A 14,451-nucleotide genomic window follows, 5' to 3' on the forward strand; every position below is an offset into this window, starting at 1 on the left:
AGACGTCCGTAAGCAGTTGCGGGCGTTTTATATTAATACGGCTAGTATAATAAATACTTGCAGAAAAAATTAATTATAGTTTAGACAAGGAGAAGAATAATGACAAAGAAGTTTAAAGTTATGACGATTTTTGGAACACGTCCGGAAGCAATTAAAATGGCCCCTCTTGTGCTGGAACTGGAAAAACATCCGGAACAAATTGAATCGATTGTTACTGTAACGGCCCAGCATCGTCAAATGCTTGACCAGGTATTGGAAACTTTTGAAATTACACCGGATTATGATTTAAATATAATGAAAGACCGTCAAACATTAGTGGATGTAGCGACGAATGCACTATTAGGACTTGATCGAGTAATGAAAGAAGCAAAACCTGATATTGTATTGGTACACGGTGATACAGCAACAACTTTTGTAGGCAGTCTGGCGGCTTTCTACAATCAGATTGCAATTGGGCATGTAGAAGCAGGACTTCGTACAGGTCAAAAATATTCACCATATCCTGAAGAGATGAACCGTCAGTTAACTGGTGTAATGGCAGATCTGCATTTTGCGCCAACGGAACAATCCCGTGCAAATCTGTTAAAGGAAAACAAACCGGCAGAAGCAATTTTCGTAACAGGCAACACGGCTATCGATGCATTAAAAACAACGGTAAGTGACAATTATACACATCCGGTTATTGAAAAAATCGGTTCAGACCGCATGATTTTACTAACGGCACACCGTCGTGAAAACCTGGGTGAACCTATGCGCAATATGTTCCGTGCTATTATGCGTCTGTTGAACGAGCATGAAGATGTGCAGGTTGTTTACCCAGTGCATATGAATCCTGCAGTTCGAGAAGTAGCCAATGAAATTTTAGGGGACAACCCTCGTGTTCATTTGATCGAACCGTTGGAAGTATTTGACTTCCATAATTTCGCCGCCCGTTCTTACATGATTTTAACGGATTCTGGCGGTGTTCAGGAAGAAGCGCCATCACTAGGGAAGCCGGTACTTGTTTTACGTGATACAACAGAGCGTCCTGAAGGGATTGCGGCAGGTACGCTGAAGCTTGCGGGAACAGATGAAGAAGTTATATACAAAATGGCGAAAGAATTATTAGTCAATGATAAGGCCTATGAAGCGATGGCACATGCATCGAATCCGTATGGAGATGGATTTGCTTCAGAGCGTATTGTAGAAGCACTACTGCAATTTGCTCAAAAGCAATTAGTAGATGAAAGTGTTGAAAAAGCAGAGACACGATAATCCAAAATATTACTGAAATTTACTTAAAAATGAAATATACAACAGGAGATAGCATTTGTCTCCTGTTGTCAAGTGATAAATTCGTTATTATTGCTAAAAAATTTTTTCTTGGATATGAAAAATGAAACGACATGGAAAAAACGCATGAAATAGCGAATTTTAGCGTTAGTGAAAAAATGCAAAAAATATTTATGCATAACTATACACAAATTTGTCAACAATTTGACAAGGAAAGTATCTATGTGAAGTTTTTCACCATTACTAATTGACATCAAAAACCCCCTATTGTATGCTTACAAAGGGTAAGAATGATAAGAGTTTCGCCTAGTCAAAAGACGTTGAAACGCTTGTTATATCAAGTTTCTACTAGATTGACAGTTGAAACGAAACTCGTCAATTTGCAACGTTCTATGCGCCTGGATGAAGTCCGTTAAGATTAAGAGACACTTAGAAGTATGAAATGAATGTTCACTATGGAATTTTCCTGAGGTGGAAATTATTTACTACTTGTAACGGCCTCTGATTTTGTAGTGCATTTACTACGTTTTAAATTCATTTAATGGTCGATGAACACTTTCTTTACTCGAAAAAAGTTTCAGGAGATTAACTGCCAATGCTAAATTTGCATCACGTTTTTGCAATGCAGAAGAAAGCGTTCTTTTTTTTGCTTGCTGTTTGTACGTTAGGCTGGGGATTTTCGCCATATGATTCGATATTTGCTGGTATAGCCCTAGGTGCGTTCTTTGGTACGTATAATTTTTGGATTTTACTTCGACGTATGGAAAAATTTGACCGTTCCATTAGTGAAGGGACAAAAGTAGCATCTATCGGTACAGCGCTTCGCTTTGGATCAGGTGTTGCCGCAGTCGCAATCGCAATATCGTTGCCACAATATTTTCACTTAATAAGCACGGTCATTGGGCTGATGATTCCGTACATCTTTTTAGTAGTAGAAAGAGTAGTACATCATATAAAAAGCCACTAAGGTGCATTTGAAAGAGAGGTGAATGCAAAAATGGATCATACAGCTCCAGAGCTACATTTGGATTTAGGCTTTATGACGCTTACTTTCAACTTATCTACAGTACTAACTCTCTTAGTAGCTGCAGTCATCGTATTTTTAATCGCGTTTGTTTCAACACGTACACTTGCGTTAAAACCGACGGGTATGCAGAACTTCATGGAATGGATTATGGATTTCGTGAAAAATATTATTAAGAGTAACATGGACTGGAAAACTGGTGGACGCTTCCACATCCTGGGGATTACATTAATCATGTTCATTGCAGTGTCCAACTTACTTGGATTACCAATGGGTGGTATTTTGTACGGCAGTGACTTATGGTGGAAATCACCAACAGCCGATCCAGTCGTAACAATGACATTAGCGTCGATGGTTCTAGTATTAACACAGTATTACGGCGTGAAAATGCAAGGTACTGGCGGTTATGCTAAAACATTCTTCCAACCAATGTCATTTATGTTCCCGCTAAAAGTTATTGAAGAGTTTGCAAATACGTTAACTCTTGGTCTACGTCTTTACGGTAACATTTACGCCGGTGAGATTTTACTAACGTTACTAACTGGTTTAGCAGTTTCAAGTGCGTTTGGTTTCTTCGGTGCAATCGTACCAATGATGGCGTGGATGGGATTCTCGATTTTCATCGGGTTTATCCAAGCTTTCATTTTCACTATGTTAACGATGGTATACATGGCTCACAAAGTGAGTACAGACCATTAATTATAAGTTTCCGCATTCAATGTAGTGCGGTAATTTGAACCAAAAAAAAATTACAACATCCAAGGAGGATATTATCAAATGGTAGGTTCAGTAGGTTTATTAGCAGCAGCAATCGCAATCGGTTTAGCAGCACTAGGTGCAGGTATTGGTAACGGTTTAATCGTTTCAAAAACAGTAGAAGGTATCGCTCGTCAACCAGAAGCACGTGGCGCACTTCAAACTACAATGTTCATCGGGGTAGCGTTAGTAGAAGCATTACCGATCATCGCAGTAGTAATCGCATTCATCGTAATGAACCAATAGTCTGAATTAGATTATTAAATCATTAAGATTCTTAAATCCAGTGGCGAAGTAGACTTCATTTGAAACCCTTCGCCATTAGTTTTGTGTAAAGAAGCTATACCCTTTTTTATTTAATATTAAATACGAACAAAAAGTATGACAAAATATAGATTTTATTCAAGCTCTTGAAGGGAGTGAAACAATCGTGTTTTTAGACTATCTTGTACTAGGTGCAGGCGCTACTGGACTTAACTTAGGTGATGCTTTAGCGACGTTAGTGATTTTCTTAGGTTTAATGGCACTTCTTAAAAAGTTCGCTTGGGGTCCTTTAATGGGTATCATGCGCGAGCGTGAAGAGTTAGTTGCAAGCGGTATCGATGCAGCTGAGAAAGCTAAAAAAGAAACACAAGCACTATTAGAAGAACAAAAGAGCCTTCTTAAAGAAGCTCGCACAGAAGCGCAATCAATTATTGAGAACGCTAAAAAGCAAGGCGAAGCAACTCGCGAGGAAATCGTGGTAACTGCACGCGCTGAAGCGAACCGTCTAAAAGAATCTGCTGTTCGTGATATCGAAGCAGAAAGAGAAAAAGCAATCGCTGCTGTACGTGAAGAAGTAGTTTCATTATCAGTACTTGCTGCGTCTAAAGTTCTTGGGAAAGAAATTTCTGAAGCAGACAATAGCGCACTAATTAAAGAAACGATTGCGAAGGCAGGCGAAGCGAAATGAGTCAATCGACTGTAGCAAATCGCTATGCTCAAGCAATGTATGAATTGGCATTAAGCAAAAACGTTCTTGCTGAAGTAGGTGCAGATTTACGTGAGATCCAAACAGTAGTAGCGACAAACGAAGAGTTTATGGCTTTACTAACTGCTCCGAAAATTTCTACTGACCGCAAGAAAGAGCTTATCGCTCAAATTTTAACGGGTGCACAGCCAATCGTTGTAAATATGGTTCAATTCTTAATCGAAAAGAAACGTTTAAACGAGTTAACAGCTGTAGCAGACCAATATCAAGCATTATCAGCTGCCGCTCAAGGTACTGCAGATGCAAAAGTTTACTCAACGCGTGAATTAACAGATGGCGAGCGTGCAGAAATCTCTGCTGCATTCGGCAAGTTAGTCGGCAAAGGGCAACTTAACATTACAAACATTATCGATGCGTCATTAATTGGTGGCGTACGCGTTCAAATCGGCAACTACATTTTCGACAGCACTGTAGCGTCTAAGCTAGAGGACTTAAAACGAGTATTAGTTGGCTAAATCTTAAGAAATGTGAGAGGTGAACATACATGGGCATCAAAGCTGAAGAAATCAGCAGTCTGATTAAACAGCAGATTGAAGGTTATCAATCGGAATTAAAAGTAAGCGAAGTAGGTACAGTTATCACTGTTGGTGACGGTATCGCTCGTGCTCATGGCCTCGACAACGCCATGGCTGGAGAGCTTTTAGAGTTCTCAAACGGTGTTATGGGTATGGCACAAAACCTAGAAGAAGGTAACGTTGGTATCGTAATTTTAGGAGACTACCTAGGCATCAAAGAAGGCGATGAGGTTCGTCGTACAGGTCGTATTATGGAAGTACCAGTTGGTGAACAACTAATTGGCCGTGTTGTAAACCCACTTGGTATGCCAGTGGATGGATTAGGTCCAATCAACACAACAAAATCTCGTCCAATCGAAAGTCCAGCTTTCGGTGTAATGGCACGTAAATCAGTACATGAGCCATTACAAACAGGTATCAAAGCGATCGACGCTTTAGTACCAATCGGTCGTGGTCAACGTGAGTTAATCATCGGTGACCGTCAAGTTGGTAAAACATCTGTAGCAATCGATACAATCTTAAACCAACAAGGCGAAGATATGATCTGTATCTACGTTGCAATTGGTCAAAAAGAATCAACTGTACGTAACGTAGTTGAAACTTTCCGTAAACACGGTGCATTAGATTACACAATCGTTGTAACTGCTTCTGCATCACAACCAGCTCCATTACTATACCTTGCTCCTTTCGCAGGTGTATCTATGGCAGAAGAATTCATGTTAGATGGTAAGCACGTATTAATCGTGTATGATGACTTAACTAAACAAGCATCAGCATACCGTGAACTTTCACTTCTTCTACGCCGTCCTCCAGGTCGTGAAGCTTACCCTGGTGACGTGTTCTACTTACACAGCCGTCTACTTGAACGTGCTGCGAAGTTAAACGAAACATACAAAAACGGTTCGATTACAGCGCTTCCATTCGTAGAAACGCAAGCGGGCGATATCTCTGCATATATCCCAACAAACGTAATCTCAATCACAGATGGTCAAATCTTCTTACAATCTGACTTATTCAACTCTGGTGTACGTCCTGCGATCAACGCCGGTTTATCAGTATCACGTGTAGGTGGTTCTGCTCAAATCAAAGCGATGAAAAAAGTAGCTGGTACATTACGTCTTGACTTAGCAGCATTCCGTGAGTTAGAGTCATTCGCTCAGTTCGGTTCTGACTTAGACGCAATCACACTTGCTAAATTAGAGCGTGGTAAACGTACTGTTGAAGTTTTAAAACAAGACTTAAACAAACCACTTAAAGTTGAAAAACAAGTTGCGATCCTTTATGCATTAACTAAAGGTCACTTAGATGATATTCCAGTACAAGACATCGTTCGTTTCGAAAACGAATTCTTAAGCTGGTTAGATACAAACCACTCAAATGTTTTAGATCATGTTCGTACAACTAAAGAACTTGCTCCAGACGCAGAGTATGTTGAAGCAATTAACGCGTTCAAAAAGACTTTCGCTAAATCTGAGTAAGAATTGAACGGTTTTTCACGCACACTATTGTAGCGTGAAAAACTGGACAACTCTTTTTTAATAAGAGCTTGATAAAAATCTAAAGGTGGTGAAATACCAGTGGTAAACTTACGCGAAATTAAAGGTCGTATTAACTCTACAAAGTCAACGAAACAAATTACGAAAGCGATGCAGATGGTTTCTTCTTCAAAGTTACGTCGTGCAGAGCAAAATGCTAAGTCTTACGTTCCATACATGGAAAAAATCCAGGACGTAGTAGGCGCAATTGCAACAGGTACTAAAGATAGCGGACATCCAATGTTAACTACTCGTCCTGTTAAGAAAACAGCTTACTTAGTCATCGGTTCTGACCGTGGTTTAGCAGGTGCTTACAACTCAAGCATCTTACGTGAAGTACAAAGCACTATTGATAAACGTCACAAGTCTAAAGACGAGTACGTAGTTTTAGTAGTAGGTCGTGTTGTTCGTGATTACTTTGTAAAGCGTGGACACAATGTTATCGCAGATGTCGTTGCTCTACCAGACCAACCATCATTTGCCGATATTAAAGAAATCGCTCGTAATGCTGTTGGTATGTTCATTGATGGTACGTATGATGAACTTTATATGTACTACAATCACTTCGTATCTGCAATTCAAAACGAAGTGACTGTGAAAAAAGTTCTTCCTTTAACTGATATTGCACCTTCTTCAAGCAATGCTTCTTATGAGTTTGAGCCATCAGGCGAGGCAATTTTAGAAGTATTACTTCCACAATATGCGGAAAGCTTAATTTACGGCGCTTTATTAGACGGAAAAGCGAGTGAACATTCAGCGCGTATGACAGCAATGAAAAACGCTACAGACAATGCAAACGATCTTATTGCAGACCTTTCTCTACAATACAACCGTGCACGTCAAGCGGCGATTACACAAGAAATTACAGAAATCGTTGGTGGAGCTGCAGCCTTAGAATAGGCGCGCTCACCAATGTCGTATAAGAATACGATAGGAGGGTACAAAGTAATGAACAAAGGACACGTTCTTCAAGTAATGGGTCCAGTAGTAGACGTAAAGTTTGCTAATGGTCAATTACCAGACATTTATAACGCATTAACAGTTACAATTGAACGTCCTAACGAAGCACCGACTACTCTTGCATTAGAAGTAGCGCTTCACTTAGGTGACGATTCTGTTCGTACAATTGCCATGTCATCTACTGATGGTTTACAACGTGGAGCAGAAGTAACAAACTCAGGAGCACCAATCTCAGTACCAGTTGGTGAAGCTACATTAGGTCGCGTATTTAACGTACTTGGTGAAGTTATCGACTTAGGTGAAGAAATTCCTGCTGATGTTCGTCGTGATTCTATTCACCGCGAAGCTCCAACATTCGATCAATTATCAACTACTGTAGAAATCCTTGAAACAGGTATCAAAGTAGTAGACTTATTAGCACCATACATCAAAGGTGGTAAAATCGGTCTATTCGGTGGTGCCGGCGTAGGTAAAACAGTATTAATCCAAGAATTAATCAACAACATCGCACAAGAGCACGCAGGTATTTCTGTATTCGCGGGTGTAGGTGAGCGTACTCGTGAGGGTAACGACTTATTCTTCGAGATGACAGATTCAGGCGTAATCAAACAAACTGCGATGGTATTCGGTCAAATGAATGAGCCACCTGGAGCACGTATGCGCGTAGCTTTAACTGGTTTAACAATGGCTGAGTTCTTCCGTGATGAGCAAGGTGCAGACGTACTTTTATTCATCGACAACATTTTCCGTTTCACACAAGCAGGTTCTGAGGTTTCTGCCCTATTAGGTCGTATGCCGTCAGCGGTAGGTTACCAACCAACACTTGCTACAGAAATGGGTAAATTACAAGAGCGTATCACATCTACTACAAAAGGTTCTGTAACTTCGATCCAAGCGATTTATGTACCAGCCGATGACTATACTGACCCGGCTCCGGCTACAACTTTCGCCCACTTAGATGCAACAACTAACCTTGAGCGTAAATTATCTGAGATGGGTATCTATCCAGCGGTAGACCCACTAGCTTCGACTTCTCGTGCATTATCACCGGAAATCGTTGGACCAGAACACTATGCAATCGCAACTGGTGTTCAACGTACAATCCAACGTTACCGTGAGTTACAAGATATCATTGCTATCTTAGGTATGGATGAGTTATCTGATGAAGATAAACAAACTGTAGAACGTGCTCGTCGTATCCAGTTCTTCTTATCTCAAAACTTCCACGTAGCGGAGCAATTCACTGGTCAAAAAGGTTCTTATGTACCTGTTAAAGAAACTGTTCGTTCATTCAAGGAAATCCTTGATGGCAAATGGGATCACTTACCAGAAGATGCTTTCCGTCTAGTTGGTTCTATTGATGAAGTAGTAGCGAAAGCTAAAGAAATGGGCGTACAAGTCTAATTAGCTGACGAGGAGGAAAAAATATGAAGACAGTTACAGTCAATATTGTCACTCCCGACGGCTCAGTATACGATTCAGAAGTAACGATGGTAATCGCTAAAACGACTTCAGGTGAAATTGGTGTCTTAGCTGGCCATATTCCTATGGTTGCTCCACTTACAATTGGTTCTGTGAAGCTTAAAAAAGCAGACGGCACTACAGATGTCGCAGCGGTTAGCGGTGGTTTCATTGAAGTTCGCCCTGAAAAAATCTCGATTTTAGCTCCTTCTGCAGAAGTTGCTTCTACGATCGATGTTGCCCGTGCTAAAGAAGCTTTAGCTCGTGCTGAAGGTCGCCTTCAAAAGAAACAAGATGACATCGATTTCCAACGCGCGGAATTATCTTTAAAACGTGCGATGAATCGTATCAATGTTCATGAGGGTAATATCTAATGTTTAAAAGCGGGCAGATTATTTCTGCCCGCTTTTTTTATAAAAGTGAAAAGTAATAAGATGTTAAACAGTCTGGAACACAAATCGCCAATATTTGAGGTAAGGTGTTTAAAAGGAGCGGGGAAAATGGATTTATATGTCGAGGCCGGCCAACAAGCAATCGTTAATGTATTAGCATATATTATATTTATAGGAATTGCCCTTTATGCATTACAAGGACTAAGAATCGAACAATTATTTAAAAAGGGAAAGACTTTTCAAATTCAGCTCTTTTATATTTTGTCGAGTATTGTTATTGGTTCAATTGTTGCGGATTTCTTTTTAAACTTTTTAAGCTGGTCGCAAACGATTCCCTATATTTTTAGTTAGTACAGGAAATAGCTGCGGTTTTATTTCTTGTAAAGGGGAATAAACGTTTGTTTTCCACTACAAGAAATAAAAATTTCCTAGGAAATATTACAGGTTTGCAAAGTTACATGATTTGGGTAGTTATTAAAGGAAGTACTTTTATGTGAAAATTTGTCTATTCACAATAAATAGTTACGCTGCGTATTATAATTTAATAGCCTTTTTAAACAAATTAGCTTAAAATAGTAATTTGGGTGCTTGAATTGCCGCCCTAATAAATGTAGTATATTTTTGTGTGTAAATTGAGTCAAATGAAGTTTAAAATAATTTAAGTTTAATTGAACTTATTCCTTTATTATATGAGAATTGAATTCGGAGGGACGAATTGTGGAGAGAATTATTGTTACTGGAGGTCAGACACTAAAAGGCACAGTACGCGTTGAAGGCGCAAAAAATGCTGTATTACCGATTTTGGCTGCTTCTCTATTAGCTTCTAAAGATAAAAATATGATTAAAGATGTACCAAATTTAGCAGATGTCGGTACGATTGGTGAAGTATTAAAAAGTTTAAACGCGATTGTCGAATATGATGTTGAGAAAAACGAAATGATGATTGATGCCTCTATGAAGCTATCTAGTGAAGCTCAATTTGAGTTTGTAAGTAAAATGCGTGCTTCCATTTTAGTAATGGGTTCATTATTGGCACGTAACGGCTATGCACGTGTAGCATTACCGGGCGGCTGTGCAATTGGATCTCGTCCAATCGAACTTCATTTGAAAGGCTTCGAAGCTATGGGTGCAGAGATTTCCTTTGGACATGGTTATGTCGAAGCAAAAGTAAAAGGCGAACTAAAAGGCGCAGAAATCTATTTAGACTTCCCGAGTGTTGGGGCTACTGAAAATATTATGACAGCAGCATCATTAGCAAAAGGGACGACTATTATTGAAAATGCAGCGAAAGAGCCTGAAATAGTAGATTTGGCAAACTTTATTAACGCAATGGGCGGCCGTGTTATTGGTGCCGGTACTGATACGATCCGTATCGAAGGTGTTAAGGAATTAAAAGGTTGCGAACATTATATTATTCCAGATCGTATTGAAGCCGGAACGTTCATGGTAGCGGCAGCAATTACTCGAGGAGATGTATTAATTGAAAACGCTGTACCAGAGCATATGACAGCACTAACTGCAAAAATGCGTGAAATGGGTGTAGAAGTTATCGAAGAAGATGAAGGTATCCGTGTGCGCGCTAATGACCCGTTAAAAGCGGTTGATATTAAAACGATGCCACACCCAGGTTTCCCGACAGATATGCAATCACAAATGATGGCATTAATGTTAACGGCAAACGGAACTAGTATCATCACTGAAACAGTCTTCGAAAATCGTTTTATGCATGTTGAAGAATTCCGTCGCATGAATGCAGATGCAAAGATCGAAGGACGTTCTGTATTTATTGAAGGCGGCAAAAAACTCCAAGGTGCCGAAGTATCAGCAACGGATTTACGTGCAGCAGCAGCACTAATTTTAACTGGCCTTGTATCTGAAGGCGTAACACGTGTTACAAAATTACACCATTTAGACCGCGGCTATGTCGATTTCCACAAAAAACTAGCTTCTTTAGGTGCATTGATCGAACGCATCGATTCAGAAGAAGAAGTATTTCAAGAAATCGTTGTAACAGTTTAATAGCTGGATTCATATATTCATATAAAGCATTCGGAAAGCGCAATTTGTGCTTGCTGGGTGCTTTTTGTTTTGGAGGCGGAGTCAGATTTTGGGATAATTGGAAATTTCCATTGAAAAGTGTAGAAATGTTTATGGAGAAAGTTGAAGGCGCCGCTATTATAGTAGAACTACTCATCAAATTCCGTGCCCCTGAAAACTAGAAATACACTCTACAAAATAAACTCATATTCTTCTTGCAGGTTCATATACTGTCTCATGAAAAAAATTATCATTTACATTATCATTGGCGTCCTATTGTTTTTAGTCCCGTTCACTTTAAAGTCTAAGAAACAAACCTCCATTATTGAACCAACAGAATCTACTTCTTGTCCTTTATTTATTAAAGTGAATGATACTGAAATTCCGATTGAAGATTATTTAATTGGTGTAATTGCAGGGGAAATGCCGGCAAGTTTTCATATGGAAGCACTAAAAGCTCAGGCAATCGCCTCCCGTACTTATGTATTGAAGCAGACAGATTATGGGAAAAAACCGATTCTCACAACGACAGCACATCAAGTTTACAATGATCAGCAATTACGAGAAGAAAAATGGAAAACTACTTTTGCCGAAAATGAAGAAAAAATAACAGAAGCCGTCAAACAAACTGCCAACCAGATTCTTACCTATAATGATGAACTGATTACAGCCATGTTTCATGCATCATCCTTTCAATATACGGAGTCCGCGGAAAACTATAGCGGAAACCCGATTCCCTACTTAACAGCAGCCACTTCACCTGAACAATTAAACCAAGAACAGACAACCTATACATTTGAAGAAATAAATAAAAAACTCAAACAGAGTTTCTCAAAAGCCCAGCTTCAAAATGCAAGACTTCGGCGAAATGATACGAACCGCATCGAGCAAATTACCATCCATAATAAAACATGGTCGGGTAGAGAACTGCGCACACTTCTAAACTTACGCTCCACGAATTTCACATGGGAGCCCACAGCGGCCGGTATAACGATTAAAACGTATGGATATGGGCATGGGGTAGGTATGAGCCAGCACGGGGCAAATGCGATGGCACAGGGGGGCATAACGGCGGAAAATATCCTTTCTCATTACTATCCATCGACAACATTAAAATCGATAAATTATTGTAAAAAATAATGTTTAACTTTCCAAATTCTTGTACACACTTCCATTTGAGGTGATGAATATGAGAGAAGTTAAACAAAAGCCTTCTCAGAAACCAGTTATGCAAAGACGGTGGTTTTGGCCGGCTGTATACGGTGGTATGGCAGTAATGATTGTGGCAGTTATTTTTAGTTTTAATGCATTGTACGAAAGTCAGAATGAGCAGGAACTGATGGAAGAAGTTTCTGCACCAGCCGAACAATCGATTGTTCCAACAACAGCGACTGTTACGGAAACTTTGAAGTATCCATTCAAAGAAGAATACTTAAATGAAGTAACGATTTTGCAGGATTTTTATGACGTCTCAAAAGATGAAGCGACACGTGAAAACTCATTGCTTGTATTTAATCAAGTGTTCACAACATCTACAGGTGTCTCGATCGCAATTAACAGCGAACCTTTTGAAGTTGTTGCTGCAATGAGCGGTGAAGTGACAGAAGTTAAAATGGATGCATTTACGGGCAACAGCATTACTCTAACACATCCAAATGGTATGCAAACACGTTATAACTCTGTGGCAGATATTCTTGTAAAACAAGGCGATCAAGTTTCACAAGGCGATCAGCTAGGTACTTCACAAGAGAATGAATGGAATCCAAACATTGGCGTTCATTTACACTTTGAAGTAATGGAAGATGGTGTACTGGTGGATCCGAACAAATATTTATCCTTTTGATTATCTGGCTAAATGGATGAATTCGGATATATTTTTAGTAAGTTAACTACGAATCCTGCACTCTACTTCGAATAATTAAGAGCCTACTCACATAAGGTGAAATATTAAGAAGCAAGGCTCTTTAGATTAGACGTAGAGAGGGAGAGGACGTGCACGAACATATTCGGCAACGCTGCGTTCGTTTGGGTGAACTGTTGGTAGAGACAGGTGAAACCGTGCGTGCACTCGCGAAAATGACGGGATTCTCTAAAAGTACTGTACACAAAGATTTGACAGAGCGGCTAAAACAAGTGAATGAACCACTTGCGCTACAAGTACAACAAGTTTTAACCTATAACAAATCGATTCGCCATTTACGCGGTGGTGAAGCAACACGTAAAAAGTGGATTACAAAGCAACAGGAAAAAAGCATTTAGTCTGTTTTTATAACAACTAAATGCTTTTTTTTGTGATTATCACGTTATAATTTTACCATTTTAAACCATTATAAAGGAAAATCCTTCCCACAATATTGATGTAATTCAACATTGTATATGATAAAATAACTAAGATAGACATATATAGAATCGTATACATGTTCAAATGGGCGGAAGGAGAATAATGAAACATGTTTTCTAAAGATATTGGGATTGATTTAGGTACTGCAAACGTGCTGATTCATTTAAAAGGCAAAGGGATTGTTTTGAATGAGCCATCTGTAGTAGCAATCGATAAAAAAACAAATAAAGTACTGGCAGTCGGTGAAGAGGCACGTCAAATGGTGGGACGTACACCGGGTAATATTATCGCAATTCGTCCATTAAAGGATGGCGTAATTGCTGATTTTGATGTAACAGAAGCAATGTTAAAACATTTTATCAATAAATTGGACGTTAAAGGTTTCTTATCAAAGCCGCGCATTTTAATTTGCTGTCCGACAAATATTACATCGGTAGAGCAAAAAGCAATTCGTGAAGCTGCTGAAAAATCGGGCGGCAAAAAAGTTTATTTGGAAGAAGAACCTAAAGTAGCAGCAATCGGCGCAGGTATGGATATTTTCCAGCCAAGCGGTAATATGGTCGTTGATATCGGTGGAGGTACAACGGATGTAGCAGTATTATCGATGGGCGATATCGTAACGAGCGAATCGATTAAAGTAGCTGGGGATGTATTCGATAATGACATATTGCAATACATAAAGAAAGAATACAAGCTGTTGATCGGCGAACGTACAGCAGAAAATATTAAAACTACAATCGGTACAGTATTCCCTGGAGGACGCGATGATACGATGGATATCCGCGGCCGTGATATGGTTACTGGCTTACCGCGAACAATCGAAATCAATTCCGAAGAGATTGAGCACGCATTGCGTGAATCGGTTAGTCTGATTGTACAGGCAGCAAAAGACGTACTGGAAAAAACACCACCTGAATTATCGGCCGACATTATCGATCGAGGCGTTATTTTAACAGGCGGCGGTGCATTACTGCATGGCATTGATCAGTTGTTAATCGAAGAGCTGAAAGTACCTGTATTTGTAGCGGAAAACCCGATGGACTGTGTGGCAGTCGGGACTGGAATTATGCTGGACAATATCGATCGCGCGATAAATAAATAAATTATATTACTTATAATTATCAGTTT

16 protein-coding genes are annotated in these 14,451 nt (G+C 39.6%); all 16 read left to right on the forward strand.

Annotated features, from left to right (window positions below; all coding sequences use genetic code 11):
• Window positions 1-99: 99 nt before the first annotated feature.
• Window positions 100-1,254: a non-hydrolyzing UDP-N-acetylglucosamine 2-epimerase gene (wecB, locus tag MKX73_RS09995; protein ID WP_340717297.1), complete on the forward strand. Its 1,155-nt coding sequence runs from the start codon at window positions 100-102 to the stop codon at window positions 1,252-1,254.
• Between the two features lie 613 nt (window positions 1,255-1,867).
• Window positions 1,868-2,239 carry an ATP synthase subunit I gene (locus MKX73_RS10000; protein WP_251689854.1) on the forward strand — a complete coding sequence of 124 codons (372 nt, stop codon included), beginning with the start codon at window positions 1,868-1,870 and terminating at the stop codon, window positions 2,237-2,239.
• Between the two features lie 30 nt (window positions 2,240-2,269).
• Complete coding sequence (gene atpB, locus MKX73_RS10005) at window positions 2,270-2,995, forward strand: F0F1 ATP synthase subunit A (protein ID WP_340717298.1); 726 nt, start codon at window positions 2,270-2,272, stop codon at window positions 2,993-2,995.
• A gap of 78 nt (window positions 2,996-3,073) precedes the next feature.
• Window positions 3,074-3,298, forward strand: coding sequence for a F0F1 ATP synthase subunit C (gene atpE, locus MKX73_RS10010; protein ID WP_008404451.1), 225 nt, complete (start codon window positions 3,074-3,076; stop codon window positions 3,296-3,298).
• Window positions 3,299-3,482: 184 nt separating this feature from the next.
• Window positions 3,483-4,004 carry a F0F1 ATP synthase subunit B gene (gene atpF, locus MKX73_RS10015; protein WP_340717299.1) on the forward strand — a complete coding sequence of 174 codons (522 nt, stop codon included), beginning with the start codon at window positions 3,483-3,485 and terminating at the stop codon, window positions 4,002-4,004.
• Window positions 4,001-4,537 (forward strand): F0F1 ATP synthase subunit delta, encoded by a 537-nt coding sequence (locus tag MKX73_RS10020; RefSeq protein WP_340717300.1) that lies wholly within the window; start codon window positions 4,001-4,003, stop codon window positions 4,535-4,537. The genes atpF and MKX73_RS10020 overlap by 4 nt, the downstream gene beginning before the upstream one ends.
• 29 nt (window positions 4,538-4,566) lie before the next feature.
• A complete protein-coding gene (atpA, locus tag MKX73_RS10025) occupies window positions 4,567-6,075 on the forward strand; it encodes a F0F1 ATP synthase subunit alpha (protein ID WP_340717301.1) in 1,509 nt (502 codons plus the stop codon).
• Window positions 6,076-6,174: 99 nt separating this feature from the next.
• Complete coding sequence (gene atpG / locus MKX73_RS10030; protein WP_339175144.1) at window positions 6,175-7,032, forward strand: ATP synthase F1 subunit gamma; 858 nt, start codon at window positions 6,175-6,177, stop codon at window positions 7,030-7,032.
• 48 nt (window positions 7,033-7,080) lie between these two features.
• Complete coding sequence (gene atpD, locus MKX73_RS10035; protein WP_079524652.1) at window positions 7,081-8,496, forward strand: F0F1 ATP synthase subunit beta; 1,416 nt, start codon at window positions 7,081-7,083, stop codon at window positions 8,494-8,496.
• A gap of 23 nt (window positions 8,497-8,519) precedes the next feature.
• Window positions 8,520-8,927, forward strand: a complete 408-nt coding sequence (locus MKX73_RS10040) for a F0F1 ATP synthase subunit epsilon (protein WP_079524653.1) — start codon at window positions 8,520-8,522, stop codon at window positions 8,925-8,927.
• A 126-nt stretch (window positions 8,928-9,053) separates the two neighbouring features.
• Window positions 9,054-9,296: a DUF1146 family protein gene (locus MKX73_RS10045; protein ID WP_079524654.1), complete on the forward strand. Its 243-nt coding sequence runs from the start codon at window positions 9,054-9,056 to the stop codon at window positions 9,294-9,296.
• A 366-nt stretch (window positions 9,297-9,662) separates the two neighbouring features.
• Window positions 9,663-10,964, forward strand: coding sequence for a UDP-N-acetylglucosamine 1-carboxyvinyltransferase (gene murA / locus MKX73_RS10050; protein ID WP_340717302.1), 1,302 nt, complete (start codon window positions 9,663-9,665; stop codon window positions 10,962-10,964).
• A gap of 255 nt (window positions 10,965-11,219) precedes the next feature.
• On the forward strand, window positions 11,220-12,122 hold the full coding sequence (gene spoIID / locus MKX73_RS10055; protein WP_340717303.1) for a stage II sporulation protein D: 903 nt from the start codon (window positions 11,220-11,222) through the stop codon (window positions 12,120-12,122).
• Between the two features lie 49 nt (window positions 12,123-12,171).
• Complete coding sequence (locus tag MKX73_RS10060; protein ID WP_340717304.1) at window positions 12,172-12,825, forward strand: M23 family metallopeptidase; 654 nt, start codon at window positions 12,172-12,174, stop codon at window positions 12,823-12,825.
• 149 nt (window positions 12,826-12,974) lie between these two features.
• Entirely contained in the window at window positions 12,975-13,241 is a 267-nt protein-coding gene (locus MKX73_RS10065) for a sporulation transcriptional regulator SpoIIID (protein ID WP_008404436.1), read from the forward strand.
• 191 nt (window positions 13,242-13,432) lie between these two features.
• Window positions 13,433-14,425 (forward strand): rod shape-determining protein, encoded by a 993-nt coding sequence (locus MKX73_RS10070; protein WP_340717305.1) that lies wholly within the window; start codon window positions 13,433-13,435, stop codon window positions 14,423-14,425.
• Window positions 14,426-14,451: the final 26 nt, after the last annotated feature.

This window comes from Solibacillus sp. FSL W7-1436 (genome assembly GCF_038007305.1).
Classification (GTDB): domain Bacteria; phylum Bacillota; class Bacilli; order Bacillales_A; family Planococcaceae; genus Solibacillus.

Coding starts and splice junctions, on each gene's coding strand:
- wecB (WP_340717297.1), top strand. CDS start 100: ATGACAAAGAAGTTTAAAGTTATGACGATTTTTGGAACACGTCCGGAA.
- MKX73_RS10000 (WP_251689854.1), top strand. CDS start 1,868: ATGCTAAATTTGCATCACGTTTTTGCAATGCAGAAGAAAGCGTTCTTT.
- atpB (WP_340717298.1), top strand. CDS start 2,270: ATGGATCATACAGCTCCAGAGCTACATTTGGATTTAGGCTTTATGACG.
- atpE (WP_008404451.1), top strand. CDS start 3,074: ATGGTAGGTTCAGTAGGTTTATTAGCAGCAGCAATCGCAATCGGTTTA.
- MKX73_RS10020 (WP_340717300.1), top strand. CDS start 4,001: ATGAGTCAATCGACTGTAGCAAATCGCTATGCTCAAGCAATGTATGAA.
- atpA (WP_340717301.1), top strand. CDS start 4,567: ATGGGCATCAAAGCTGAAGAAATCAGCAGTCTGATTAAACAGCAGATT.
- atpD (WP_079524652.1), top strand. CDS start 7,081: ATGAACAAAGGACACGTTCTTCAAGTAATGGGTCCAGTAGTAGACGTA.
- MKX73_RS10040 (WP_079524653.1), top strand. CDS start 8,520: ATGAAGACAGTTACAGTCAATATTGTCACTCCCGACGGCTCAGTATAC.
- MKX73_RS10045 (WP_079524654.1), top strand. CDS start 9,054: ATGGATTTATATGTCGAGGCCGGCCAACAAGCAATCGTTAATGTATTA.
- spoIID (WP_340717303.1), top strand. CDS start 11,220: ATGAAAAAAATTATCATTTACATTATCATTGGCGTCCTATTGTTTTTA.
- MKX73_RS10060 (WP_340717304.1), top strand. CDS start 12,172: ATGAGAGAAGTTAAACAAAAGCCTTCTCAGAAACCAGTTATGCAAAGA.
- MKX73_RS10070 (WP_340717305.1), top strand. CDS start 13,433: ATGTTTTCTAAAGATATTGGGATTGATTTAGGTACTGCAAACGTGCTG.